The organism is Pseudomonas sp. B5(2017) (assembly GCF_002112825.1).
GTDB lineage: Bacteria > Pseudomonadota > Gammaproteobacteria > Pseudomonadales > Pseudomonadaceae > Aquipseudomonas > Aquipseudomonas putida_Z.
Map to the genome: position 1 here is coordinate 403786 of NZ_NEIR01000002.1, position 24663 is coordinate 428448.

General features: G+C 63.4%; 22 protein-coding genes. 15 read left to right on the top strand and 7 right to left on the bottom strand.

Translation table 11 applies throughout. The annotated features are described in order from the left end of the window. The first annotated feature begins 51 nt into the window (after positions 1–51). Positions 52–1383: a DEAD/DEAH box helicase gene (locus CAG00_RS04565; RefSeq protein ID WP_013974320.1), complete on the top strand. Its 1332-nt coding sequence runs from the start codon at positions 52–54 to the stop codon at positions 1381–1383. A 116-nt stretch (positions 1384–1499) separates the two neighbouring features. Here the strand turns inward: CAG00_RS04565 and CAG00_RS04575 are convergent, their stop codons facing one another. The 3 genes from CAG00_RS04575 to CAG00_RS04585 all read right to left on the bottom strand — a co-directional run bounded on the left by CAG00_RS04575 (position 1500) and on the right by CAG00_RS04585 (position 4731). Next, positions 1500–2741, bottom strand: a complete 1242-nt coding sequence (locus CAG00_RS04575; protein ID WP_085663592.1) for a TIGR03862 family flavoprotein — start codon at positions 2739–2741, stop codon at positions 1500–1502. Between the two features lie 148 nt (positions 2742–2889). Further along, complete coding sequence (locus tag CAG00_RS04580) at positions 2890–3804, bottom strand: histone deacetylase (protein WP_015271914.1); 915 nt, start codon at positions 3802–3804, stop codon at positions 2890–2892. A 240-nt stretch (positions 3805–4044) separates the two neighbouring features. Then, positions 4045–4731 (bottom strand): histidine phosphatase family protein, encoded by a 687-nt coding sequence (locus CAG00_RS04585; protein WP_085663593.1) that lies wholly within the window; start codon positions 4729–4731, stop codon positions 4045–4047. 179 nt (positions 4732–4910) lie between these two features. Here CAG00_RS04585 and CAG00_RS04590 point away from each other — a divergent pair, with 179 nt between their 5' ends. The 4 genes from CAG00_RS04590 to CAG00_RS04605 all read left to right on the top strand — a co-directional run bounded on the left by CAG00_RS04590 (position 4911) and on the right by CAG00_RS04605 (position 8208). Next, positions 4911–5480, top strand: a complete 570-nt coding sequence (locus CAG00_RS04590; protein ID WP_085617949.1) for a GNAT family N-acetyltransferase — start codon at positions 4911–4913, stop codon at positions 5478–5480. Between the two features lie 96 nt (positions 5481–5576). Beyond that, positions 5577–6446, top strand: a complete 870-nt coding sequence (gene tesB, locus CAG00_RS04595) for an acyl-CoA thioesterase II (protein ID WP_025340733.1) — start codon at positions 5577–5579, stop codon at positions 6444–6446. Further along, on the top strand, positions 6443–7033 hold the full coding sequence (locus tag CAG00_RS04600) for an HAD family hydrolase (RefSeq protein WP_085663594.1): 591 nt from the start codon (positions 6443–6445) through the stop codon (positions 7031–7033). The genes tesB and CAG00_RS04600 overlap by 4 nt, the downstream gene beginning before the upstream one ends. A 164-nt stretch (positions 7034–7197) precedes the next feature. Further along, a complete protein-coding gene (locus CAG00_RS04605; protein ID WP_025340731.1) occupies positions 7198–8208 on the top strand; it encodes an NAD(P)-dependent alcohol dehydrogenase in 1011 nt (336 codons plus the stop codon). Between the two features lie 147 nt (positions 8209–8355). Here CAG00_RS04605 and CAG00_RS04610 read toward each other — a convergent pair whose 3' ends face one another. Beyond that, complete coding sequence (locus tag CAG00_RS04610; RefSeq protein ID WP_085663595.1) at positions 8356–9063, bottom strand: FadR/GntR family transcriptional regulator; 708 nt, start codon at positions 9061–9063, stop codon at positions 8356–8358. Positions 9064–9324: 261 nt separating this feature from the next. Here CAG00_RS04610 and CAG00_RS04615 point away from each other — a divergent pair, with 261 nt between their 5' ends. Both CAG00_RS04615 and gudD read left to right on the top strand, forming a co-directional pair. Further along, positions 9325–10677 carry an MFS transporter gene (locus CAG00_RS04615; protein WP_025340729.1) on the top strand — a complete coding sequence of 451 codons (1353 nt, stop codon included), beginning with the start codon at positions 9325–9327 and terminating at the stop codon, positions 10675–10677. Between the two features lie 19 nt (positions 10678–10696). After that, positions 10697–12043, top strand: coding sequence for a glucarate dehydratase (gene gudD, locus CAG00_RS04620; protein WP_085663596.1), 1347 nt, complete (start codon positions 10697–10699; stop codon positions 12041–12043). A 109-nt stretch (positions 12044–12152) separates the two neighbouring features. Here gudD and CAG00_RS04625 read toward each other — a convergent pair whose 3' ends face one another. Continuing rightward, positions 12153–13040 carry a LysR substrate-binding domain-containing protein gene (locus CAG00_RS04625; RefSeq protein WP_085663597.1) on the bottom strand — a complete coding sequence of 296 codons (888 nt, stop codon included), beginning with the start codon at positions 13038–13040 and terminating at the stop codon, positions 12153–12155. Between the two features lie 99 nt (positions 13041–13139). Here CAG00_RS04625 and CAG00_RS04630 point away from each other — a divergent pair, with 99 nt between their 5' ends. From CAG00_RS04630 to CAG00_RS04645, 4 genes are all read left to right on the top strand, one after another. Continuing rightward, positions 13140–14090: a 2-hydroxyacid dehydrogenase gene (locus CAG00_RS04630; protein ID WP_085663598.1), complete on the top strand. Its 951-nt coding sequence runs from the start codon at positions 13140–13142 to the stop codon at positions 14088–14090. Between the two features lie 114 nt (positions 14091–14204). Continuing rightward, positions 14205–15548 (top strand): MFS transporter, encoded by a 1344-nt coding sequence (locus CAG00_RS04635; protein WP_085663599.1) that lies wholly within the window; start codon positions 14205–14207, stop codon positions 15546–15548. 488 nt (positions 15549–16036) lie between these two features. Next, positions 16037–17428: an amino acid permease gene (locus tag CAG00_RS04640; RefSeq protein ID WP_085663600.1), complete on the top strand. Its 1392-nt coding sequence runs from the start codon at positions 16037–16039 to the stop codon at positions 17426–17428. Between the two features lie 144 nt (positions 17429–17572). Beyond that, positions 17573–18616 carry a YhcG family protein gene (locus CAG00_RS04645; protein ID WP_085663601.1) on the top strand — a complete coding sequence of 348 codons (1044 nt, stop codon included), beginning with the start codon at positions 17573–17575 and terminating at the stop codon, positions 18614–18616. Positions 18617–18623: 7 nt separating this feature from the next. Here CAG00_RS04645 and CAG00_RS04650 read toward each other — a convergent pair whose 3' ends face one another. Beyond that, positions 18624–19493 carry a LysR family transcriptional regulator gene (locus tag CAG00_RS04650; RefSeq protein ID WP_085663602.1) on the bottom strand — a complete coding sequence of 290 codons (870 nt, stop codon included), beginning with the start codon at positions 19491–19493 and terminating at the stop codon, positions 18624–18626. 283 nt (positions 19494–19776) lie between these two features. Between CAG00_RS04650 and CAG00_RS04655 the strand changes: the two genes are divergently transcribed. Beyond that, positions 19777–21315 (top strand): MFS transporter, encoded by a 1539-nt coding sequence (locus CAG00_RS04655; RefSeq protein WP_085663603.1) that lies wholly within the window; start codon positions 19777–19779, stop codon positions 21313–21315. Positions 21316–21382: 67 nt separating this feature from the next. Here CAG00_RS04655 and CAG00_RS04660 read toward each other — a convergent pair whose 3' ends face one another. After that, the gene (locus CAG00_RS04660; RefSeq protein WP_025340723.1) at positions 21383–22258 is read right to left on the bottom strand and encodes a WYL domain-containing protein; all 876 of its coding nucleotides are present in this window, start codon (positions 22256–22258) and stop codon (positions 21383–21385) included. Positions 22259–22377: 119 nt separating this feature from the next. On the opposite strand from CAG00_RS04660, the gene CAG00_RS04665 reads away from it, so the two are divergent. The 3 genes from CAG00_RS04665 to CAG00_RS04675 all read left to right on the top strand — a co-directional run bounded on the left by CAG00_RS04665 (position 22378) and on the right by CAG00_RS04675 (position 24568). After that, complete coding sequence (locus CAG00_RS04665) at positions 22378–22635, top strand: hypothetical protein (RefSeq protein ID WP_085663604.1); 258 nt, start codon at positions 22378–22380, stop codon at positions 22633–22635. An 11-nt stretch (positions 22636–22646) separates the two neighbouring features. Next, complete coding sequence (locus CAG00_RS04670) at positions 22647–23699, top strand: ADP-ribosylglycohydrolase family protein (RefSeq protein WP_085663605.1); 1053 nt, start codon at positions 22647–22649, stop codon at positions 23697–23699. A 308-nt stretch (positions 23700–24007) separates the two neighbouring features. Next, positions 24008–24568 (top strand): hypothetical protein, encoded by a 561-nt coding sequence (locus CAG00_RS04675; RefSeq protein WP_085663606.1) that lies wholly within the window; start codon positions 24008–24010, stop codon positions 24566–24568. Positions 24569–24663: the final 95 nt, after the last annotated feature.

Below are 24663 nucleotides of genomic sequence, written 5' to 3' on the forward strand. Positions count from 1 at the left end.
GGGTGATGCGGTAAACTTGCCGCCTTCGCTGAACCCCCTGACGGTATTGCCATGAATTTCGCCAAACTCGGCCTGATCGAACCGCTGCTGCGCACCCTGCAGCAACTGGACTACACCACCCCGACCCCGGTGCAGGCCAAGGCCATCCCCGCCGTGCTGGCCGGCCGCGACCTGATGGCCGCGGCCCAGACCGGTACCGGCAAGACCGCGGGCTTTGCCCTGCCTGTGCTGCAGCGCCTGGCGCTGGAAGGCGAAAAGGTGGCCAGCAACTCGATCCGCGCGCTGGTGCTGGTACCCACCCGTGAGCTGGCCGAGCAGGTGCACAACAACGTGCGCGAGTATGCCGAGAACCTGCCGCTGAGCACCTACGCGGTGTATGGCGGGGTCAGCATCAACCCGCAGATGATGCGCCTGCGCCGTGGCGTCGACCTGCTGGTGGCCACCCCGGGGCGCTTGCTCGACCTGTTCCGGCAGAACGCCGTGAAGTTCAACCAGGTGCAGACCCTGGTGCTGGACGAAGCCGACCGCATGCTCGACCTGGGCTTTGCCGAAGAGCTGCAGTCGGTGTACGCCGCGCTGCCACGCAAGCGCCAGACGTTGTTGTTCTCCGCCACTTTCTCCGACCAGATCCGCATGCTGGCGGGCCTGGCCCTGAACGACCCGCTGAGCATCGAAGTCAGCCCGCGCAATGCCACGGCCACCAGCGTCAAGCAGTGGCTGGTGCCTGTGGATAAAAAGCGCAAGGTCGACCTGTTCTGCCACCTGCTGCGCAAGCAGCGCTGGAAGCAGGTGCTGGTGTTCGCCAAGACCCGCAATGGCGTCGATCAACTGGTGGAGCGCTTGCTGGCCGAGGGTGTGAATGCCGACGGTATCCACGGTGACCGCCCGCAAGCCACCCGCCAGCGCGCGCTGGACAGCTTCAAGGCCCGCGAAATCCAGGTGCTGGTGGCGACCGATGTGGCGGCCCGCGGCCTGGATATCGATGACTTGCCGCTGGTGGTCAACCTTGACCTGCCGATCGTTGCCGAGGATTACGTGCACCGCATCGGGCGTACCGGGCGGGCGGGCAACAAGGGCGAGGCGATCTCGCTGGTGTGTGCGGATGAAGTGCAGCTGCTGGCGGCAATCGAAGTGCTGACCCGGCAGACCCTGCCGCGTCACGAAGAGCCGGACTTCATCCCTGACCACCGGGTGCCGATGACCGACGCCAGTGGCCAGGTGATCAAGAAGCCGAAGAAGCCCAAGAAGCCGAAGGAAAACAGCGCCAAGCGCGGGTTGGGGCGTTGGATGGACAGTGCTGAATCAGGCAGTGCGGAGCCGGCGGTGAAGGCGGTGCGCAAGGTGCCGAGCTTCAATGGTGGGGCGCGCAAGCGTAAGCCGTAGATTTGAAGTGTACGCGGTCTCTGTGGGAGCGGGTTTACCCGCGAAGAATGCGACTCGGTGCATGGCACGGGCTTCGCCCGTGTTCGCGGGTAAACCCGCTCCCACAGGGGACAGTGTCAACCTTTGGATTTGAGCCAATCCGCCGCCGCCCGCCCGGCGAGCAAGCCGCTGGCAAAGCACGCTGTCAGCAGATACCCCCCAGTCGGTGCCTCCCAGTCCAGCATCTCGCCGGCACAGAACACCCCCGGCATGCCCTTGACCATCAAGCCCTCATCCAGCCCCTCGAAACGCACCCCGCCCGCGCTGCTGATCGCCTCATCCAGTGGCCGCGTGCGCACCAGCGTGATCGGCAGTGCCTTGATCGCCCTCGCCAAGGCACCAGGGTCGGCAAAGGTCGCCTGATCGGTCAGCTCGCGCAACAGCGCAGCCTTGACCCCATCGATACCCAGCTGGCTGTGCAGGTGCTTGGCCATGGAGCGGGAACCCCGTGGCTTGGCCAGCGCCTGGGCAATCTTGTCCACAGGCTTGTCCGGCAACAGGTCGAGCAGCAACACCCCGTGGCCCTCACGGTTGATGGCCTCGCGCACCGGCGCTGACCATGCATACACCAGGCTGCCTTCCACACCCTGCGCGGTGAGGATGAACTCGCCCTTGCGCGGCGCGCTGCCGGGAACGCTGAGGGCAATGTTCTTCAACGGCGCACCGGCGAACTTGTCCTTGAGCAGCGCGCTCCAGCCTGCCACTTCAAAACCGCAGTTGCTGGACTGCAAGGGTGAGATATCCACAGCCCGTGCGGCCAGCAGCGGCTGCCAGCTACCGTCCGAGCCCAGTCGCGCCCAGCTGCCGCCACCCAGCGCCAGCACCACCACGGCGGCCTTCACCGCCCGCTCGCCCTGTGGATAAGCAATCCGCAATGCACCTTCGGCATTCCAGCCCAACCAGCGGTGACGGGTGTGGATAACTACTCCGCTGTCGCGCAGGCGCTTGAGCCAGGCGCGCAGCAGTGGCGCGGCTTTCATGTCGGTGGGGAACACCCGGCCCGAGGTGCCGACGAAGGTTTCGATACCCAGGCCGTGAATCCACTGGCGCAAGGCGTCGGCATCGAAGTCGTGCAGCAGCGCGGCGATTTCGCCCTGGCGCTCGGCATACCGGCTGACGAACGCCGGGTAGGGCTCGGAATGGGTGATGTTCATGCCACCGACCCCCGCCAGCAGGAACTTGCGGCCCACCGAAGGCATGGCATCGAACACCTCGACCGCCAGGCCCGCCTGGGCCAGTGCTTCGGCGGCCATCAGGCCGGCTGGGCCGCCGCCGATGACGACAGCGAGGGGAGGGGAGGCGGGGCTCAGATCAGGCATGGTGGGCAGCAGGCTGTGGAAAAGAGGCGCATTCTAGCGCAGCGTAGCCTGTGGAAGCACTGCTCAAAAAATGATCAGAGCTTTGCAGGCCTTGCCTGTAAAGGGCTGCAGCGCCTTTCCCGCAGGTTATCCACAAGCGGTTCCACAGTCATTGTGAACAACCGATGACGCGTGCCGCGCTGTGATGAAGGATGCCATGGCGCCTGGCCAGGGCTGCGCGGTCCTTGCTGTAGCCACCGCCGATCACGCCCACCACCGGGATGTCGCGGCCCAGGCAGTGGCGCAGCACCGCTTCGTCACGGGCGGCAACGCCTGCATCGGTCAGTTGCAGATAGCCCAGGGCGTCGTCTTTGTGCACATCGACCCCGGCGTCGTACAGCACCAGGTCGGGTCGATAGAGTGGCAGCAGGTAGTTGAGGGCGTCGTCCACCACCTTCAGGTAGGCCATGTCGCCCATGCCGCGGGGCAGGGGGATGTCCCAATCGCTTTGTGCCTTGCGCGCCGGGAAGTTCTGTTCGCAGTGCAGCGACACGGTGATGGCGTCTGGTGTGTCGTGCAGGATGCGCGCGGTGCCGTCACCCTGATGCACATCGCAATCGAAGATCAGCACCCGGTGTACCCGGCCAGCCTCCAGCAGGTAGCGGCTGATCACGGCCAGGTCGTTGAAGATGCAGAAACCGGCAGGGTGGTCGTAATGGGCGTGGTGGGTGCCGCCGGCAAGGTGGCAGGCGATGCCGTGCTGCAGCGCCATCTCGGCGCTCAGCAGCGAGCCGCCTACGGCGCGCACGGTACGCCGGGCCAGGGCCTCGCTCCAGGGCAGGCCGAGGCGGCGCTGGTCCTCGCGTGACAGGTCACCGTTCATGTAGCGCTCGATGTAGCTGCGGTCGTGGGCCAGGGCGAGGATGTCGTTGGGGCAGATGTCCGGGCGCAGCAGGGCTTGGTCGGTGGTCAGCCCGCTGTCGATCAAGTGGTCGTGCAGCAGGCGAAACTTGTCCATGGGGAAGCGGTGTTCGGCAGGGAACTCCGGGCTGTAGTCTTCGTGGTAGATCAGCGGCAACGGCATGGGTGGGGTCGCAATCGGGGCCAGTGCTGATCTTGCCATGGCTGGAGACTGCTGTGGGAGAACCTGCCTGGCATCAATCTCCTGGCCAGCGCCGGCCTTTGTAGGAGCGGCCTTGCGTCGCGAAAGGGCTGCGCAGCAGCCCCGGGGTATCAGCGCAAATGCACAAATTGCCGGGGCTGCTGCGCAGCCCTTTCGCGACGCAAGGCCGCTCCTACAGGGCGTGTTTGCTGCGAGGGGGCGTTATTTCGTGGTACTGGCCAGCACCCGTTGCCAGTCCGGCTCGTTCAGGCGGCCGAGGATGCGCGTCTTACCATTGCCATCCACCGAAACGAACAACGCACTGGCATAGCCGCTCTCACGCTCGCCCCCCGCAACTTTCTGCTGGCGGGCAAAATGGTCGATGCAGCCGTTGTGGGTCACCAGCACCAGGTTATGCCCCGGTCGTTTGTGTGCCAGCGCTTCGCTGGCGAACTGGCTGTCACAGCTTTCCAGCCAGTCCTCACTGGCCACCGCCTGGCCAAGTATGAAATGCGCGGTTTGCCGTGTGCGCAGTTTCGGGCTGCTGAGCATATCGGCGTTGTTCAGGCCCAGCTGGTGCAGCCCTTGGCCAACACGTCCGGCAGCCTGGCTGCCGGCCACGGTGATGCCGGTGGGGTCGTCCAGGCACGGGCCGGGGGCGCTGTCGCAGCGTTCGGCGTGGCGAATCATCACGATCACCGCACCGTCGGCCCAGTCCTGCAGCAGGCCGCTGTCACTCAATTGTCGTTCGTTGCCAAGGTCCACGATGTGCGTCCTCGTCGCCAGCCAGGTGCTCAACGCCGCCACGACCATGCACAGGCCAAGGGCAGCACCGAGGGCTTTGCGGGTCAGGCGTCGCTTGCGCCGGGCGTGGATGGCAGGGTGCCCCAGGGTGTTGCTCGATAGCATGCGTTGCTCCGTTGGCATGGTCGCGGCTGGCGCGGCGGTATTGGCTGGCATCCTGCCAACAGGCCTGTCGGGGGGCGGTGAAGGGCGTGTGAAAATTGCATTCGGCTGCGCCGGCTGGGTGAAACCTGCACCCGCGCCTACGCTGTAAACTGCAAGACGGTAAAACCGGAGCACGCCCGATGACCCCTATCCTGCAACTGGAAAGCGCGCGGCTGGTGCTGCGCCAATGGCACGACGACGACCTGCGCGAGTTCGCCGCCCTGTGTGCCGATCCGCAGGTGATGCGCTACTTCCCGGCGCCGCTGACGCGCGTGGAGGCAGCCGCGCTGATCGGCCGCGTGCGCGGGCATTTCAATGAATACGGCTTTGGCCTGTGGGCCCTGGAGCGCAAGGACAGCGGTGCCTTCATCGGCATGACCGGGTTGCTGCACGTGGGCTTCGATGCCGATTTTGCGCCGGCGGTGGAAATCGGCTGGCGCCTGGCACGCCGCCACTGGGGCCTGGGTTTCGCCAGCGAGGCGGCGTGGACCTGCCTGCGCTGTGCTTTCGCCCAATTGCGCCTGGAGGAGGTGGTGTCGTTCACTAGCGAGAGCAACCTGCCCTCGCAGAAGGTCATGCAGGCCATCGGTATGCAGCAGGACCTGAATGGCAGTTTCGAACACCCCAGTCTGCCCGTGGGCCATCCGCTGCGCCCGCATGTGCTGTACCGCATCGACCGCGCACACTGGGAGCGTACCCTGCGCGCCTGAATGCATGGCCATGCCCGGCACGAATGACAAACCCTGTATCATTTGCCTTCATAAGAGTGCTGTAGAGACCTGTTTGCCTTGCTAGGAGAACCCCCGATGAGTCATGTGTTGGACGACCTGGTCGACCTGTTGAGCCTCGAGTCCATCGAGGAGAACCTGTTCCGTGGCCGCAGCCAGGACCTGGGCTTCCGCCAGCTGTACGGTGGGCAGGTACTGGGCCAATCGTTGTCGGCGGCCAGCCAGACGGTCGAGGATGCACGCCATGTGCATTCGTTGCACGGCTACTTCCTGCGCCCTGGCGATGCCAGCCTGCCGGTGGTGTATTCGGTGGACCGCGTGCGCGATGGCGGCAGCTTCAGCACCCGGCGGGTGACGGCGATTCAGAAGGGCCAGCCGATCTTCACCTGCAGCGCCTCGTTCCAGTACGACGAGGAAGGTTTCGAGCACCAGGCGCAGATGCCCGAGGTGGTCGGCCCGGAGAACCTGCCCACTGAAGTCGAGCTGGCCCGGGCCATGGCCGACCAGTTGCCCGAACGCATTCGCGACAAGGTGCTGTGCGCCAAGCCGATCGAGATCCGCCCGGTCACCGAGCGCGACCCGTTCAACCCCCAGCCTGGCGACCCGGTGAAGTACGCCTGGTTCCGCGCCGATGGCAACCTGCCCGATATCCCCGCCCTGCACAAATACATGCTGGCCTACGCCTCGGACTTCGGCCTGCTGACCACTGCGTTGCTGCCCCATGGCAAATCGGTTTGGCAGCGTGACATGCAGATCGCCAGCCTCGACCATTCGCTGTGGTTCCATGGCAACCTGCGTGCCGACGAGTGGCTGCTGTACGCCACCGACAGCCCTTGGGCGGGCAATGCCCGTGGCTTCTGCCGCGGCAGCATCTTCAACCAGGCCGGGCAACTGGTGGCGTCGTCGTGCCAGGAAGGCCTGATTCGCCATCGCAAGGACTGGGCATGAGCCTTGGCGAGGTGCGCAACTGGGTGTTCGACATGGACGGCACCCTGACCGTGGCCGTGCACGATTTTGCCGCCATCCGCGTAGCGCTGGATATCCCGGCCGAGCACGACATCCTCACCCACCTGGCAGCTTTGCCGGCGGACGAGGCGGCGGCCAAGCATGCCTGGCTGCTGGAGCACGAGCGTGACCTGGCGATTGCCTCCACGGCGGCCACCGGGGCGGTGGAACTGGTGCGCGAATTGGCCCAGCGTGGTTGCCGGCTGGGCATTCTGACCCGCAATGCCCGTGAGTTGGCGCATGTGACGCTGGAGGCCATCGGCCTGACGGACTGCTTCCCGGTGGAGCACATTCTGGGGCGTGACGAAGCGGCGCCCAAGCCAAGCCCGGATGGGCTGCTGAAGATTGCCAATGCCTGGGGTGTGGCACCGGGTGAGCTGGTGATGGTGGGGGATTACCGGTTTGACCTGGACTGTGGGCGGGCCGCGGGGGCGCGCACGGTGCTGGTGAACCTGCCGGACAATCCGTGGCCGGAGCTGGTGGATTGGCATGCGGCCGATTGCCGGGCATTGAAGGTGATGCTGGGCTGAGTTTTTGTGTCGCCTGTGCGGGCCTCTTCGCGGGTAAACCCGCTCCCACAGGGACCGCGCCGAGCTCAAGTCCAGCACTCAACCTGTGGGAGCGGGTTCACCCGCGAAGAGGCCGGACCTGTCTATGCTGAACCCCAATCTATTCCCTGAACGGAGACCTATCCATGACTAGCAAGGCCATCTACGTAAAACCCGGCGGCGGCTACGACAAGGTCGAGGTCGGTACCAGCGAGGCTCTCGCACCCCAGGCCGGCGAAATCACCGTGCGCCTGCACGCCAGCTCTCTCAACTACCACGATTTCGCCGTTGTCAGCGGCATGTGGGGCCCGAGCGAGCGGCGCATCCCCATGGCCGATGGCGCTGGCGAAGTGGTCGCGGTGGGTAGCGGCGTTACCGAGTTCCAGGTCGGCGACAATGTGGTCAGTACCTTCTTCCCCGACTGGCTCGACGGCCAGGCCAATGTGGAAGGCTTCGCCAGGGTGCCCGGCGACGGTATCGATGGTTACGCCCGTGAACAGGTCACCGCTCGCGCCACCGCCTTCACCCTGGCGCCCAAGGGCTTCAGCCATGCAGAAGCTGCCACGCTGACCACGGCCGGTCTCACGGCCTGGCGTGCGTTGATGAGCGACGACCACCTCAAGCCCGGCGATACGGTGCTGGTGCAGGGCACTGGCGGTGTGTCGATCTTCGCCCTGCAGTTTGCCAAGCTGGCTGGCGCGACGGTGATCGCCACCTCGTCCAGCGATGCCAAGCTGGAGCGCCTGAAGGCCCTGGGTGCCGACCACCTGATCAACTACAAGAGCACCCCGGCGTGGGGTGAGAAAGTGCGCGAGCTGACCGGCAACCGCGGCGTCGACCATGTGATCGAAGTGGGTGGCCCGGCGACGCTGGAGCAATCGATGATTGCCGCGCGCATTGGTGGGCATGTGTCGTTGATCGGCATCCTCACCGGCGTGGCCGGGCAATTGCCGCTGGTGCAGGCGCTGGTGCGGCAGATTCGCCTGCAAGGCGTGCTGGTGGGCAGCCGCGCCCAGCAGCAGGCGATGGTGCGGGCGATCGATGCCAACGGCCTGCGGCCGGTGGTGGACAAGCATTTCGAGCTGGAACAGATCGTCGAGGCGTTCCGTTATCAGGAGAGCAATCGGCATTTCGGCAAGATCTGCCTGACCTGGTAACAGGGCCTGATGCGGTTCTCTTTGTAGGAGCGGCCTTGTGTCGCGAAAGGGCCGCAAAGCGGCCCCCGGCCTGCAATTCTGTAGCTGAAATCGAGGGGCTGCTGTGCAGCCCTTCGCGACACAAGGCCGCTCCTACAGGGGATCGTGTCAGACCTGTTCGGGCAGTAGTCGGTCGCGGCTATTGGACAGGTGCAGGCACACCGCTGCCCGCGCCGCGTCCGGGTCCTGCCGGCGGATGGCATTGAGGATCGCCTCATGCTCGAGGTTGGCCAGGTACGCCTGCCGCGCCAGCTTCGCCCCGCTGCGTTCGGCCAGGGCCATGCGGTTGCGCGGGATCAGGCCGTTGCCCAGCTGCAACAGCATTTCAGTGAAGTACAGGTTGCCAGAGGCCTCGGCGATCAACAGGTGAAAGCGCCGGTCGGCCTCGATGCAGCTGTCGCCGGCGGCGGCCAGGTCCTGGTAGTCATCCAGCGCCTGGCGCATGCGCCTCAGGTGCCCCTCGTCACGGCGTAGCGCGGCCAGGGCGGCGGCCTGGCCTTCCAGGCCGATGCGCAGCTCCAGCAGGTCGCGCACATTCGCCGCGCTTTCCGCAGCGATGCGCAGGCCGGCCTGGGCCTGGCGCTCCATCACGAACGTACCGATACCGTGGCGTGGCTCCACCAGCCCCGAAGCCTGCAATTTCGACAGGGCCTCGCGGACCACGGTGCGGCTGACCCCATGCTCGCGTACCAGGCTGTTTTCCGAGGGCAACTTGTCGCCTGGCTTGAAGGTACCCAGCAAGATCTGTTGGGTCAGGCTGGAGACCAGGTCATGGGCACGGCTGTGGCCGCGTTTGTGGGCTTGTTCGGTGGCCATGGTGTGATCCGATTGTTGTTGTACTTGTACGACAAGCTAATCGATAAAAATATTTCTTGCCGATTTTTCCTGAGGTCAAGCCAGCGAGTAGTTTTTCTGTTTTTGCAAGATCGACGCATATAGGCTTTGCGGTAGCTTGTATTTTGTGATTTTGCCGATGTTGTTGATCTTGTCGTACAACTGCGCTGCGCATATGCTCCTCCCCACTGCCATGTCAGACAACCTCGACCCGCACAAAAACAATTAGTGGGAGATCCGCAAGTGAACGATACCCTCGCTCCGTCTGCCCGGAATGAAGGCGACGCCCTGGCCAGCGCCGTGGCCAAGGTCAAGCGCCACGTCCTGCCGCTGTTCGTCATCATGTTCATCGTCAACTACCTGGACCGCGTCAACATCGGCTTCGTCCGCCCCCATCTGGAAAGCGACCTGGGCATCAGCGCCGCGGCCTATGGCTTTGGCGCCGGCCTGTTCTTCATTGGCTACGCGTTGTTCGAAGTGCCCTCGAACATGCTGCTGCAGAAAGTCGGCGCACGGCTGTGGCTGACCCGCATCATGTTCACCTGGGGGCTGGTGGCCACGGCCATGGCCTTCGTGCAGAACGAAACCCAGTTCTACGTGCTGCGCTTTCTGCTGGGCGTTGCCGAAGCGGGCTTCTTCCCCGGGGTGATCTACTACTTCACCCGCTGGTTACCGGCCGCCGAGCGTGGCAAGGCGATTGCCATCTTCCTCAGCGGCTCGGCATTGGCGTCGCTGATTTCCGGGCCGCTGGCCGGCGCGCTGATGCAGATTCAGGGCCTGGGCATGCATGGCTGGCAGTGGATGCTGTTCATCGAAGGCATGGCCTCGGTGACGCTGTGCTTCTTCGTGTTCTTCTGGCTCGACTCCAGGCCGCAGGACGCCAAGTGGCTGAGCCAGGCCGAGCAGGAAGCACTGGTGGGCGCCATCGATCGCGAGCAGCTTGAGCGCGAAGCGGTCGGCGCGGTCAGGCCATCGGCCTGGAGCCTGCTCAAGGACCGCCAGATCCTGCTGTTCTGCCTGATCTACTTCTGTATCCAGCTGACCATCTACGCCGCCACCTTCTGGCTGCCGAGCATCATCAAGCGCATGGGTGACCTCAGCGACCTGCAGGTCGGCTTCTTCAACTCGATCCCGTGGCTGATCTCGATCCTGGCCATGTATGCCTTCGCCGCCGGCTCGGCGCGCTGGAAGTTCCAGCAGGCGTGGGTCGCAGGTGCGCTGGTGATCGCTGCCATCGGCATGTTCATGTCCACCACGGGTGGGCCGGTGTTCGCCTTTGTCGCGGTGTGCTTCGCGGCCATCGGTTTCAAGTCGGCGTCGTCACTGTTCTGGCCGATCCCGCAGGGCTACCTGGATGCCCGCATCGCCGCTGCGGTGATCGCCTTGATCAACTCGGTCGGCAACCTCGGCGGCTTCGTCGCCCCCACCACCTTCGGCCTGCTGGAGCAGCAGACCGGTTCGATCCAGGGCGGCCTGTACGGCCTGGCGGTGACCTCGGTGCTGGCGGCCATTGCCATCTTCTTCGTACGCACTCGCCCAAAGGGCGTCCCTTCCGATGACCTCAAGGCCCCTTCGGCCCTGGGTCAGAGCCATTGATGACTGCGAGACAACAACCATGAACATGCAGACCCTTCACACCAGCACCCCCGTGGTCACTGATCTGCGCGTGATTCCCGTCGCCGGGCACGACAGCATGCTGCTCAACCTCAGTGGTGCCCATGGCCCGTTCTTCACCCGCAACGTGGTGGTGCTGCGTGACAGCGCCGGCAATACCGGGTTGGGCGAGGTGCCGGGCGGCGAGAAGATCCGCCAGACACTGGAGGACGCCCGCAGCCTGGTGGTCGGCCAGCCGATCGGCCATTACCAGCGCGTGCTCAATGCCATGCGCCAGACCTTCGCCAACCGTGACTCGGCTGGTCGCGGCCTGCAGACCTTCGACCTGCGCATCACCGTGCATGCGGTGACGGCCATCGAGTCGGCGCTGCTCGACCTGCTCGGCCAGCACCTGAACGTGCCGATGGCGGCACTGCTGGGCGAGGGGCAGCAGCGCGAGGCGGTGAAGATGCTCGGTTACCTGTTCTACATCGGCGACCGCCAGCAAACCGACCTGGCCTACCGCAACGAAGCCGATGCCGAGGACGACTGGTTCCGCCTGCGCCACGAAAAGGCCCTGACCCCGGACGCGGTGGTGCGCCTGGCCGAGGCCGCCAAGGCGCGCTATGGCTTCAGCGACTTCAAGCTCAAGGGCGGGGTGTTGCGCGGCGAGGAGGAGATGGAAGCGGTAACGGCGCTGGCCGAGCGGTTCCCCGAAGCCCGCATCACCCTCGACCCGAATGGTGCCTGGTCATTGAAGGAGGCCATTGCCCTGTGCCGCGACAAGCACGATGTGCTGGCCTACGCCGAAGACCCGTGCGGTGCCGAGAACGGCTACTCGGGCCGTGAGGTGATGGCCGAGTTCCGCCGCGCTACCGGCCTGCCCACCGCCACCAACATGATCGCTACCGACTGGCGGCAGATGGGCCATGCGATCCAGTTGCAGTCGGTGGACATTCCGCTGGCCGACCCGCACTTCTGGACCTTGCAGGGTTCGGTACGGGTGGCGCAGATGTGCAACGACTGGGGGCTGACCTGGGGTTCGCATTCCAACAACCACTTCGATATCTCGCTGGCAATGTTCACCCAGGTGGCGGCAGCGGCGCCGGGTGAAATCACTGCGATCGACACCCACTGGATCTGGCAGGACGGCCAGCGCCTGACCCGCGAACCACTGCGCATCGTCGACGGGCATGTGCACGTGCCGGCGCGGCCGGGGCTTGGGGTGGAGCTGGATGAAGACCAGTTGGTCAAGGCGCATGAGTGCTACCGCAACATGGAGTTGGGCGCGCGGGATGACAGCGTGGCAATGCAGTTCCTGATTCCGGGGTGGAGCTTCGATAACAAGCGGCCTTGCCTGGTGCGTTGAGGCTGCTGGCCTCTTCGCGGGTGAACCCGCTCCCACAGGTACTGCATATCGCTCAAGGTTTATGCAAACCCAGTGGGAGCGGGTTTACCCGCGAAAGGGCCGGAACAGGTTAACCCTGCTCGAAGAAGGCCCGCGCCATCGCCAGGAATGCCCCCAGCACCGGGTTGGGGTTATCCCGGCAGAACGCCAGGAAAATCTCCGCCTGTTGCTCCATCCCCACCAATGGCCTGAACACCACCTGCTCCAGGCGCAATGCCTGCGCCGAGGCCGGCACCACCGCGCAGCCCAGCCCCACATTGACCAGCCCCAGTATCGAGTGAGTCTGCCCCAGTTGGTGCAGGTACCGCGGCTGCACCTCATGCCGGGCAAACAGGTTGGCGATGCGGTCATGGAAGTAGCGCCCTTCGTTGGCGCTGTACATCACGAATGGTTGTTCATCGAAATCGCTCGGCCTGAGCCGCTCACGTGCCACCAGCGCATGCCCGGCGGGCAGGGCGGCGATGAAGGGTTCGCGGTGGATCGGCAGGTACTCCACTCGCGCGCTGGGCAATACCTGGCGCACCAGGCCAACATCGATCAGCCCTGCCTCCAGGTCATGCACCTGGGTGCTGGAGACGCGTTCGCTGAGCACCAGTTCGATGTCCGGCAGCGTCTGCCCGGCATGCACCAGCAAGCGCGGGATCATGCTGTAGGCACCCACTGCGGTGAAACCCAGGGTCAACCGGCCCGCTTCGCCATGAGCGATGCGTCGCGCCGACTGGCTGGCCGATTCGGCGATCTGCAGGATGCGACGGGCGTCTTCGAGAAAGCTCTGGCCCGCCAGGGTCAGCCGCGCCTGGCGGTTGTTACGCTCGAGCAGCAACACGCCGAGGGCATGTTCCAGCAACTGGATCTGCCGGCTCAAGGGCGGCTGGGTCATGTGCAGGCGGGTGGCGGCGCGGCCGAAATGCAGCTCTTCGGCCACGGCCACGAAGCAGCGCAGCTGATGCAGCTCCATGATTCAATTCCTGAATTATTCGATCCAGCATCTATATTAGACCTGTATCAAATGCCGGCCTAGCATCGAGTCATGTCTTCGAACTGCCGGATGCCCACCATGAACGAAAACCCCATCGAAGTGCTGTTGACCCAGCCAGTACCAGAGGCCATCGATGCCCGGCTGGTCAGCGCCTATCGGGTACATCGCCTGTATCAGCATTCCAACCCGCAACAGTTGCTCGACGAAGCCGGCCCGCGCATTCGTGGTGTGGTTACAGGCGGTGCCAAGGGCCTGTCCAATGAGCTGATGGAGCAACTGCCCGCGCTGGAGATCATCGCCATCAGCGGCATCGGCACCGATGCTGTGGACCTGCGCCATGCGGCCAGCCGCGGCATCCATGTCACCACTACGCCGGGCGTGCTCACTGCCGATGTGGCCGACCTGGCCATGGGCTTGATCATTGGCACCTTGCGCCGCCTGGGCGAGGGTGAGCGGCTGGTGCGTGATGGCTTGTGGGGCAAGGTCGACCTGCCATTGGCGCGCAAGGTCAGCAGTATCGAACTGGGCATCGTCGGGCTTGGCGAGGTGGGCAAGGCTATCGCTCGGCGTGCCGCTGCATTCGACATGCGCATTGCCTACAACGGGCGGCGCGAGCAACCAGAAACCGGCTACCGCTATGAGGCCGACCTGGTCGAGCTGGCGCGCTCGGTGGATGTGCTGGTGGTTGCAGCTGCCGCCGATGGCGGCCAGGTGCTGGTGACGGCCGAGGTGCTCGATGCACTGGGGCCGGAGGGGTACCTGGTCAATGTGGCGCGCGGCAAGTTGGTGGATGAGGACGCGCTGGTCGAGGCGTTGCGTGAGCAGCGCATTGCCGGTGCCGGGCTGGATGTGTTCGTCGATGAGCCGCATGTGCCGCCGGCGCTGCGTGACCTGAATCAGGTCGTTCTGCAGCCGCATCGAGGCAGCGCCACGCTGCAAACCCGGCTGGAAATGGGACGCATGGTCTTGCTCAACCTGGAGGCTTGCTTCCGGGGTGAGATGCCGCCGAATCGGGTGATCCACCCCTAAGGCCCTTTCGCGGGCAAGCCCGCGAAAGGGCCGGTACAGACACCACAAGGCCCCAAGGGCCACACCTTCTCCGCACAAGAACAATCGCTTCCACCGAGAAGCAAGAGGGTCCACATGAACAGCAAATCCGCCGTCGCCGCACCGCAGGCCGTGGCCGGGATCGGTCGCCATCGCTTCCTGGTCCTGGCACTGATCTTCGTCATCACCGTCATCAACTACGCCGACCGCGCCACCCTGTCGATTACCGGCACCGAGGTGCTCAAGGACCTCGGCCTGGACCCGGTCATGCTGGGCATGATCTTCTCTGCTTTCGCCTGGGCCTACGCCCTGGGCCAGGTACCTGGCGGCTGGTTGCTCGACCGCTTCGGCGCCCGCCGGGTCTACGGCATCAGCCTGATCCTCTGGTCGCTGTTCACCCTGCTGCAAGGGACCGTGGGCTGGATGGGCCTGGCTGGTGTGTCCGCCGCCGTGGCGCTGTTTTCCATGCGGTTCATGCTGGGCCTGGTGGAGTCGCCGGCCTTTCCGGCCAACTCGCGCATCGTCAGTTGCTGGTTCCCCACCCGCGAGCGCGGCACCGCCTCGGCACTGTTCAACTCGGCGCAGTACATGGCCGTGGTGGTGTTCGCACCGTTGATGGCGTGGATGACCCATGCGCTGAGCTGGGAACAGGTGTTCATCTGGATGGGCGTGCTGGGGCTGGTGCTGAGCGTGGTGTGGTTCCGCTTGTACCACGAGCCGCACAGTGCGCCAGGGCTGAGCCCCGAAGAGCTGGACTACATGCGTGAAGGCGGCGCCCTGGTCGACCTGGAAAAGGAACGCAAGACCGCCAAGAGCAAACCGACCCGGGCCGAGCTTGCGCAACTGTTCACCAGCCGTAACCTGTGGGCGGTGTACCTGGGCCAGTACTGCATCACCGCGCTCACCTACTTCTTCATCACCTGGTTCCCGATCTACCTGATCAAGGGCCGTGGCATGACCATCATGGAGGCCGGCTGGGTGGCCGCGTTGCCGGCAATTTGCGGTTTTACCGGTGGCATTCTCGGTGGCTTCGTGTCCGACTGGCTGATCCGTCGTGGCGTGCACCCGTCCAGGGCGCGCAAGACCCCGTTCATCATCGGCATGGGGCTGTCCACCAGCCTGGTGCTGGCCAACTATGTGGACGGCAATGCCGCGGTGATCGCCCTGATGACCCTGGCCTTCTTCGGCAAGGGCCTGGCGGCGGTGGGCTGGGCGGTGTTGTCGGATGTGGCGCCGAAGAAGATGGTTGGCCTGTGCGGTGGCGTGTTCAACGGCATCGGCAACATTGCCGGTATCGTCACCCCGTTGGTGATCGGTTATGTGGTGGCCAGCACCGGCTCGTTCCACAACGCACTCTGGTTCGTGGCCGCCCATGGCGTGCTGGGGATCCTCGCTTACCTGTTGCTGGCCCGACGCTTCGAGCGTACCGGGCAGGCGTAGGCAGACGCCTGGCAACAGAGGCCCCGGGAGACCGGGGCTTTTTTGTGGCTGGCAGAAAGTGGTGATGCCTGCACCGGCCCTTTCGCGGGCTTGCCCGCTCCCGCAGGTACACCACAGGTTTGAGGGGCGTGAAGTATCTGTGGGAGCGGGCGAGCCCGCGAAAGGGCCAGTACAGCCACAAACACACCCAAATGAAAAACAAAAGCTCCAGACGGCCTGGTGACGCGATCGGGCATGCCATTCGCGACATCTGGCGTTCATGGAAATGCCCTGTCGTGATCGAACAGTTCCGGGGCGTTCTCGTGTAATTTCCCACAGCCCTGCGGGGCTTAAATGAAGCCCGACCTGCACTGACACGTTGCTCTGTGACGCGTGCCAAATATCAACAACAGAGCGCGAGTAACGTGTCGACTTATTGATTTCAAAGGAGATATTTTCGCCTACACCTGCCCGTCCATCCTTGTGTCAGCAAAAAGAGAACAACATCAATGAACACCGTGGGATCTGATGGCAACCTTGCACAAGGTTTCAAGCCACGTCATGTAACGATGCTGTCCATCGCCGGCATCATCGGCGCCGGACTTTTCGTCGGCTCTGGCCACGCCATCGCGGCAGCCGGGCCAGCTACCATAATTTCCTATTTCGTGGCCGGAACCCTGGTGGTACTGGTCATGCGCATGCTCGGCGAAATGGCCGTGGCACACCCGGACACCGGATCGTTTTCCACCTACGCCGAGCAGGCCATCGGCCGCTGGGCCGGCTACACCATCGGCTGGCTGTACTGGTGGTTCTGGGTACTGGTAATCCCGATCGAAGCACTGGCCGCCGGGCATGTGCTGAACGCCTGGTTCCCGCAGGTGGACAGCTGGATATTCGCCCTGGCTTCGGTGCTGCTGCTGGCTGGTACCAACCTGTTCAGCGTGGCCAAGTACGGTGAGTTCGAGTTCTGGTTCGCCATTCTCAAGGTCACGGCCATTCTCGGTTTCATCGGCCTGGGTTTCGCCGCACTGATGGGCTGGCTGCCCAACCGCGAGGTCAGCGGCCTGAGCGGCTTGATGGCCGAGCACGACGGCTTCGCGCCGAAGGGCTGGTCGGCCGTGGTGGGTGCGTTCATCACCGTGATGTTCAGCTTCATCGGCACCGAAGCGGTGACCATCGCCGCGTCCGAATCGAGCGACCCGTCGCGCAACATCGCCAAGGCCACTCGCTCGGTGATCTGGCGCATCAGCACCTTCTACATTCTGTCGATCTTCGTGATCATTTCGGTGGTGCCGTGGAACGACCCGCAGCTGGCGGTGGTGGGTTCCTACCAGCGTGCGCTGGAGATCATGAACATCCCCAACGCGGCCTTCATGGTCGACCTGGTGGTGCTGGTGGCAGTGACCAGCTGCATGAACTCTTCGATCTACATTGCCTCGCGGATGATGTACTCGCTGGCCAAGCGCGGTGACGCCCCGGCCATGCTCAACAAGACCTCCAAGGTCGGTGTGCCACGCGCTGCGGTATTCGGCAGCACGCTGATCGGCGCGGCCATTGCCATCCTCAACTACTTCGCGCCGAAGGGCGTGTTCGAGTTCCTGCTGGCCAGCTCCGGCGCCATTGCCTTGCTGGTGTACATGGTCATCGCCATTTCGCAGCTGCGCATGCGCCGCCGCCTGGAGCGGGAAAACACCGAGCTGAAGTTCCGCATGTGGCTGTTCCCGTACCTGACCTGGGCGGTGATCCTGTTCATTGGCGGGGCACTGGCGGTCATGATGTTCACGCCTGAACACCGGGCGGAAGTGAGCTCGACATTGGGCCTGGCGATCGTGATTTCCTTCCTGGGGATCGTGACCACGCGGGGCAATGCGCAACCTGTGGGGGTGCGTTCGATGGGGTGATTGAGTTCACCTGGCGGTAGGGCAAAGGGCACCAGTGGATGGGTGCCCTTTGTTTTTTTGAAACACTTGTTCGGTGTCGTTGACGGTCGAACGGCGACTCCCCGGGCGTAGACTCCCTTTCGAATTCATAAAGGGAGTCGATGCATGAGCGCAGAACAACAAGACCTACAAGCGCCGCCGGCCCTTCCTTTGGTAAAGGATGACCGTTTTGAGGAAGTGCTGGCGTTGATTCAAGGCGCCAGGCAGCGGGTGGTGCAGGCGGTCAATACTCAACTGATCGAGTTGTACTGGCAGGTTGGTGCCTACATCAGTCGCAAACTGGAGCAGGCGGAGTGGGGTGATTCGGTGGTCAGTCAGCTGGCTGTGCATCTTGCTCGAACGCAGCCTGGATTGCGCGGGTTCACTCGTGCGAATTTGTTCCGGATGCGTCAGTTCTACGATTCATATCGAGGTGATGAGAAAGTCGCACCACTGGTGCGACAATTGTCTTGGAGCCACAACCTCATCATTCTGGGACAGTGCAAGCAGCGCGATGAGCGCGCGTTTTATGTGCGCATGGCTGTTCAGGAGCGTTGGTCAAGGCGTGAGCTCGAGCGTCAACTGAAAGCCGCATTGTATGAACGCAGCATCGCTAGCCCGGCAAAAGTTTCAGCGGCGCTGAGGCAGAATTATCCGGCGGCCATGGATGTTTTCCGAGATGCCTACATGGTCGAGTTCCTTGGCCTGCCTGGGGACCATGCTGAAGCTGACCTGCATTGCGCACTGATGGAGCGGCTCAAACAGTTCCTGAGCGAACTGGGCCGGGATTTCTGCTTCGTCGGCTCTCAATATCCGCTTCAGGTTGGCGGCCGGGATTTCGCACTGGACTTGCTGTTCTTTCACCGTGGCCTCAACTGCCTGGTAGCGATCGAACTGAAGGTTGGTCGCTTCGAGCCCGAGTACCTGGGCAAGCTCGATTTTTATCTGGAGGCGCTGGATCGCAATGAGCGTAAGCCTCATGAAAACCCTGCCATCGGCGTGTTGCTATGCGCCAGCAGGGACGACGAGGTGGTCGAGTACGCACTTAATCGCAGTTTGTCTCCAGCGCTGATAGCGGAGTATCAAACGCGCTTGCCGGACAAGGCACTGCTGCAAGCCAAGCTGCATGAGTTCTATGCCTTGGGCGCTTCTGAGGAACAGGGCGCTTGAGCACCCATCAAATGCCGCACTTCACGCTTTCCATATAACGCATCACTGCCGGCGCTTTCTCGAAGCGCCGGTGGATCAGGCTAAGCCACGAGCTGGCCTGGCAGTCGACAATACGCCGGTAGTTCACCTGCGGCAGGCTGATGCGTTGCACCACCGACTCTGGCACCACTGCGATGCCTTGGCCGAGTGACACCAGGGTGATCACCGCCACCAGGCTGCCCGGCTGGGGGCCGAGCCTCGGGACGAAACCACCTTGTGCGGCCACTTCCAGCGTGCCGGAGATCTGTTCGGGCAGGATGAAGGTTTCATTGGCCAGGCGCGAGGCCGGGATCTGCGGCACTTCATTTATCCGTGAGCTGGCGGGCAGGGCGAGGACGAAACCTTCCTGGTGCAAGGCGATGGCTTCAAGCTCCTCGGGCAGCTCCATCGGTGAGCGCACATAGGCAAGGTCGAGCAGGCCGTCGCGGACCATGCCGGGCAGTTCGGCCATGGGCAGTTCGCGAATGTTCAGGCGCACGCCGGGGCAGGATTCGCTGTAGCGGCTGACTTGCTGCTGGAGCATGCCCGAGTACGCGGCCGAGGCCACATAGCCTAGTTCTATGCGCCCGCTTTCGCCTCGGGCGGCCCGTTGCGCGCCCAGTTGTGCGGCATCGAATTGGCGCACGGCATGTTCGGCCTCGACCAACAGGGCCTGGCCCGCTGCGGTGAGGTTGACCTCGCGCTGGTTACGCTCGAACAGGCGCACGCCCAGCTCGCGCTCCATGTCCTGGATCTGCCGGCTTAGGGTGGGCGGGGCGATGCCCAGCTGTTCGGCGGCACGGGTGAAGTGACCGTGGCGGGCGACGCAGAGGAAGTAGCGGAAATGGCGGATTTCCATGGGTGTTACCTGCAGGGTAATGACGCGGGCCGCCGGGGCTAACAAGCCTGGGGGCTGGCGGCGTTATGTTGAGGCCAACACTACAAGGCTGGTGGCTTGGCGGCAAAGGCTGCCGGGGAATTGCAGGGGACCGCTTTGCGGTCCATCGCAGACAAGCCAGCTCCTACAGGTATTGCGCAATCCTTGAAGGCGGTGCGGTCCCTGTAGGAGCTGGCTTGCCTGCGATGGGCTGCAAGGCAGCCCCGGCGATTTGACCAACCAGCCCTGCATCCGGAGCCTCACCATGCCCTCTGCGCGTTTCACCCTGCTCACCGCCTCCCTGGTCTGCGCCCTGATCATCCTCGACACCAACATCGTCGCGGTCAGCCTGCCCAGCATCGCCCGCGACCTGTCCGGCTCGTTCGCCGATATCGAATGGGTGGTCAGCGCCTACCTGCTGGCCTTTGCCGCCTGCCTGCTGCCCGCTGGCAGCCTGGCCGACCGCTTTGGCCGCCGCCGCATGCTGCTGCTCGGCCTGGCCCTGTTCGGCATCGCCTCGCTGGCCTGTGGCGCGGCGCCCAACCTGCTGTTCCTCGACCTGGCCAGGGCAGCCAAGGGCGTTGGCGCGGCGCTGCTGCTGACCTCGGCACTGGCCGCGATCGGCAACCGCTTCCACCAACCCCAGGAGCGCATGCGCGCCTGGGCCTACTGGGGCGCCTGCATGGGCGCCACCATCACCTTTGCGCCGCTGCTGGGCGGGTTGATCGCCAGCACCCTTGGCTGGCGCTGGATCTTCTACATCAACCTGCCGTTGGTGGCAGTGCTCGCAGTGATGGTGCTGCGCAGTGTCGAAGAGTCCCGTGACAGCACTGCGGCCCGGCTCGACCCATGGGGCAGCCTGACTTTCGCCGGCAGCCTGGGTTACCTGATCTGGGCAATGATCGATGCCAACCAGGTGGGCTGGGGCAGTGCGCAAACCCTGGGACGGCTGGTGATCAGCGCCTTCCTGTTCGGCCTGTTCGTCATGGTCGAACGCAGCCAGGATCGGCCGATGATCGACCTGCGGCTGATGCGTAGCGGGCGTTTCGTTGGTGCCTTGCTGGGCATGTTCGCCTACGCGGCCTGCGCCCAGGTGATGATGACCCTGCTGCCGCTGTACTTGCAGAATGGCTTGCAGCTGTCGGCCCTGGCCGCAGGGGCGGGCATGTTGCCGTTTGCCGTGGCCATGCTGCTGACGCCACGCCTGGGCATGCGCCTGGCTGCACACTTGAGCCCGGCGCAGGTGTTCGCGCTTGGGCTGGTGCTGGTGGGGGCGGGTAACCTGTTGTGTGCCTGGGCCACGCAGCAGGGCGGTTACGGTGCATTCGCCCTGGCCAGCCTGGTGCTGGGCGCTGGCGCCGGGCTGCTGAATGGCGATACGCAGAAGAACATCATGGCTTGCGTGCCACGTGAGCGCACCGGCATGGCTTCGGGGTTGAGCACAACCACGCGGTTCGGGGCGATCGTGCTGGCCATCGGTGGGTTGGGTGGTGTGCTGGCTGCACGTAGTGGGCAGTTGCTGTATGAGGCCATGGCTGCCGTGGCGCCTGGGCAATCGGGGCAGGTTACCGCGATGGCGACGCGGGTTGCCGCTGGGGACTTGCAGGCGGCATTGGCATTGCTTGAGCCCGGGTTGCGGGAAACGGTGGCCCCCTTGGCCCGCCAGGCGTTCATCGGGGGCTTCGAAGCCGTGTTGCAGATCGCCGGTGTGGCGGCGCTGCTGTTCGCGATGCTGGTCGGCGTGTTGCTGAGCCGGCCGCTGCCGGCCATGCCGGAGGTGTTGCTGGCCGAGGGGCAATCATGAAGCGTACGGCGGGGCACCACGACACAGCGACTGGGGGCATCGAGCCCCTCGTCGCGGCATTCGACAATCAGTCATTCAACAGCCATGGCTTCAGTTCCTTGAGGTTGCTCACCACCAATTGCTGCGCCTCGGGAAGTACTGCCAGGTTGCGGTGGTCGATCTGGTAACGCTGCAGCACGTACTTCACCAGCGCCCTGCGGCTGGGCACCACCAATTGCCCCTGCGTCATGCCGAAGTCGGTTTCGATGATTGCCTTCTGCGCCGCGTTCAATCGCCCGTCAGGTTCGAAGATGACCGGCACCTCGACATTCCAGTCTTCATCCTGCTCGCGCGTGTTCGGCGATTGGTCGAGCAAGTCTGGCTGCCCACGCAGGCGGCTGAGGACGAAGTCGCGATACTGGCCGTTCTTTTCGCAGTAAGCCCTCACGTGCCAGCGCATGCCGGTGTAGACAAGCGTGTGCGGGGCGATGAGGCGCACCTCCACGTTGGGGGTGTTGAAGGACACGTATTCGGTTTCCAGGCGCAAACCTTCACGGCAGGCCTTGAGCAAGGGGCGCAGCACTTCCGGGCGAATAGGCCGGTCCGGCACTTCCAGCACCCGGGTATGCGCATAGGCCAGTGCCAGCCCGTCGATGTGCGGGGCCCGCTCATTGTTCTGATAAAGCAGGTGCAGGTAGGCGCTGGCGCTGTCGTCGATGAACAGCGGCTTGAACTGCTTGCTTGGTACATAGCCCTTGAGCTGCTTGTCATATGTCAAGTTTTTGGGCGCATGTTCGGTGATGTAGGTATTGATGTCCTTCGACGCCTGCTGGCGGCTGATGCCAAAGCTCTGCATCAGGTGGCCCGTGGTCAGCCGGCCTTCCCACCAGGCAACGGTCTCGATCAAGCGATAGCGAAGTGCCAGGTCCCAGCGTACCTGCTCGATGGATTGCTTGCGTTTCATACCCTCTCCATGTGCGCGATAACTTTACCTGTATAAGTCTACATTCTAGACCTGTCACTAAACACTACATATCGTGTTCCTGTCTTCGAAATAAATTGAAGTCACGAAAGGAAGTGGACATGACCATGTCTGAAGCGGTTTCAACAGGAGCGTTGGTGTTGATCGGGGTGATCCTGGTGGTGCTCCTGATGCAGTACCTGCGATTGCGAGAAATCTGGCACCTGGTTTTCGCCTGTCGCCAGGACGCGCGTTGGGCGCGGATATGGGAGATGGAAAACCGGGAGCTACGCTCGGCACAGCGTGCCGACAAAGCGCACATCGCGCAGCTGCAAAGCAAGCTGGTGCTTTTGCAGAACCTGGTTTCTGCAGAAAAGTGACAAGGGAAGACATGAACAGACTTGAACGGATCAAAGGCTGCCTGCTGGGTGGCGCAGTGGGAGACGCGCTTGGCGCCCCCGTGGAGTTTCTCGAGTGGCCTGTGATCAAGGCCAGGTTCGGCGCGCAGGGCATCATTGATCTTGCCCCGGCCTACGGCATTACCGGTGCGATCAGCGACGATACGCAGATGATGCTGTTCACCGCTGAAGGCTTGCTGCGGGCTTATGTGCTTGGGAGCTCACGGCAGCCCCGGCATGTCCCCAGCATTATTCATCACGCGTTGCTGCGCTGGCTGATGACACAGGATTACCCCTCGACGATACCGGTGACCACGGATGGCTGGCTGATCAAGCACGTGGAGCTCTGGTCGCGCCGCGCCCCCGACGCAACTTGCCTGAATGCGCTCAAGAGCAGCGGGCGGCTGGGTGCGGTTGCCGAAAACAACAGCAAGGGCTGCGGTGCCCTGGTACGGGTTGCACCCTGTGCATTCTTTGCCCATGCATTTGACTACGCGGCGCAGTCCGGTCGACTGACGCACGGACATCCCACCGGATACCTGGCGGCAGGGCTGTTCGCCGACATTCTCCAGCGCATTGTCGATCGACAAGATAGCGTGGAGCACGCTGTGACTCAGAGCCTGGCCAGGTACGGGCAGGTGCCTGGCATGGAAGAAACGCGCAGCCTGATCGAGCGCGTGCTGTTCTTCTATTACGAGGGCTATACACCCACCCCGCAACGCATTGACGATTTTGGCGCTGCTTGGGTCGCTGACCAGGTGCTGGCGGTTGGGTTGTGGTGTGCGCTGACAGCTCGGTCACTCGAAGAAGGGGTAGCCATGGCGGTGAATCACAGCGGCGACAGCAGCAGTACCGGGTTGGTCGCCGGGCACTTGCTGGGTGCGCAACATGGTGCTGCCGCTATTCCTGGCCGCTGGCTCGAGCACCTGGAACTGCGCCAGGTGATTGCGCAGGTAGCCGAAGATATCGAGCGCATTCCGCGGGAGTATTGTGGGGTTGGCGGGGAGTTCGATCAGCAGATCGAACTGGCTTATCCGGGTAGTTGAACGCAGTGAAGGCCATGAGTTTGCACAGGGGCCGAGGAGCCGGGACGTTTCGTTTTACAGCCCGCCCCCGGTTCTGGAGTCGAGTGGATGATATTGATATCCACTCGAAATTCCTCGATGAGCCTGTTGATCGCTTGATCGCCACTGAACTGGGCAGCCGAGATCCCTATAAAAAGTAGACCAATCCGTCAAGATGCTGGTCCGGTGGGTTTGAAACTTTATGTTGCAGCTGTTAATCGGTATCATTAAGATTAAATTTCAGGACGCAAGGAGAGCATTGTCCATATAAAAAGAAGGTCATAAAAATAATGCTGAAGATGCTCCTCGTGTATGTTCATCTGCTCGCCACCTGTATTGCCCTCGGTAGGGTCTTGCTTGCCGATCACAAGCTTTGGAGTTGGCGCAAGGAAGCGCTGGATCAGGCAAAGCATGAGTACCTGGAAGAAACCAGGAAAATTGCCACCCTCGCGTTACTGGCTCTTTGGGGCAGTGGTCTGTTGTTGATACTTCAGGGATATCTTCTCGAGGGCGCAGCGTATTTGCTCAACCAGAAGCTCTGGGCCAAGGTTGCGGTTGTCGCGCTGCTGACATTGAACGGCGGTCTGTTACATCGCATCGGCTTCCCGTTGTTGCAAAAAGCCCCTTTCGTCTTGTTACCGGGTTCCGACCGCGGCCGCCTTGCACTCTTGGGGGCGTTCTCCATGAGTGGTTGGCTGTTCGCCGCTTTTCTGGGGGTAGCCCGAGCCTGGAACCATGTCATGCCATGCATGCATGTGATGGCGGTGTTCACGGCATTCGCTTTGCTGGCTTGTATCGTGGCGCTTGTGGTCGCCAGCACGGCAGGCACCGTGGAAACTACGGCTTCATAGTGGCTGTGACACAACTCAAGCGTAAATAGAATGAAACTTCCCGCGGCGCAGGAACCAGGCAGCGTATTCGTACCCCCCCGACTTCGGGGTGAGTT

Bases quoted from the DNA above. Each gene is read 5' to 3' on its own strand.
- CAG00_RS04660 (WP_025340723.1), bottom strand. From the start codon at position 22,258: ATGAAACGCAAGCAATCCATCGAGCAGGTACGCTGGGACCTGGCACTT.
- CAG00_RS04650 (WP_085663602.1), bottom strand. From the start codon at position 19,493: ATGGAAATCCGCCATTTCCGCTACTTCCTCTGCGTCGCCCGCCACGGT.
- CAG00_RS04665 (WP_085663604.1), top strand. From the start codon at position 22,378: ATGACCATGTCTGAAGCGGTTTCAACAGGAGCGTTGGTGTTGATCGGG.
- CAG00_RS04630 (WP_085663598.1), top strand. From the start codon at position 13,140: ATGAACGAAAACCCCATCGAAGTGCTGTTGACCCAGCCAGTACCAGAG.
- CAG00_RS04610 (WP_085663595.1), bottom strand. From the start codon at position 9,063: ATGGCCACCGAACAAGCCCACAAACGCGGCCACAGCCGTGCCCATGAC.
- CAG00_RS04645 (WP_085663601.1), top strand. From the start codon at position 17,573: ATGAGCGCAGAACAACAAGACCTACAAGCGCCGCCGGCCCTTCCTTTG.
- CAG00_RS04585 (WP_085663593.1), bottom strand. From the start codon at position 4,731: ATGCTATCGAGCAACACCCTGGGGCACCCTGCCATCCACGCCCGGCGC.
- CAG00_RS04670 (WP_085663605.1), top strand. From the start codon at position 22,647: ATGAACAGACTTGAACGGATCAAAGGCTGCCTGCTGGGTGGCGCAGTG.
- CAG00_RS04640 (WP_085663600.1), top strand. From the start codon at position 16,037: ATGAACACCGTGGGATCTGATGGCAACCTTGCACAAGGTTTCAAGCCA.
- CAG00_RS04655 (WP_085663603.1), top strand. From the start codon at position 19,777: ATGCCCTCTGCGCGTTTCACCCTGCTCACCGCCTCCCTGGTCTGCGCC.
- CAG00_RS04605 (WP_025340731.1), top strand. From the start codon at position 7,198: ATGACTAGCAAGGCCATCTACGTAAAACCCGGCGGCGGCTACGACAAG.
- gudD (WP_085663596.1), top strand. From the start codon at position 10,697: ATGAACATGCAGACCCTTCACACCAGCACCCCCGTGGTCACTGATCTG.
- CAG00_RS04600 (WP_085663594.1), top strand. From the start codon at position 6,443: ATGAGCCTTGGCGAGGTGCGCAACTGGGTGTTCGACATGGACGGCACC.
- CAG00_RS04635 (WP_085663599.1), top strand. From the start codon at position 14,205: ATGAACAGCAAATCCGCCGTCGCCGCACCGCAGGCCGTGGCCGGGATC.
- tesB (WP_025340733.1), top strand. From the start codon at position 5,577: ATGAGTCATGTGTTGGACGACCTGGTCGACCTGTTGAGCCTCGAGTCC.
- CAG00_RS04675 (WP_085663606.1), top strand. From the start codon at position 24,008: ATGCTGAAGATGCTCCTCGTGTATGTTCATCTGCTCGCCACCTGTATT.
- CAG00_RS04625 (WP_085663597.1), bottom strand. From the start codon at position 13,040: ATGGAGCTGCATCAGCTGCGCTGCTTCGTGGCCGTGGCCGAAGAGCTG.
- CAG00_RS04590 (WP_085617949.1), top strand. From the start codon at position 4,911: ATGACCCCTATCCTGCAACTGGAAAGCGCGCGGCTGGTGCTGCGCCAA.
- CAG00_RS04575 (WP_085663592.1), bottom strand. From the start codon at position 2,741: ATGCCTGATCTGAGCCCCGCCTCCCCTCCCCTCGCTGTCGTCATCGGC.
- CAG00_RS04565 (WP_013974320.1), top strand. From the start codon at position 52: ATGAATTTCGCCAAACTCGGCCTGATCGAACCGCTGCTGCGCACCCTG.
- CAG00_RS04580 (WP_015271914.1), bottom strand. From the start codon at position 3,804: ATGCCGTTGCCGCTGATCTACCACGAAGACTACAGCCCGGAGTTCCCT.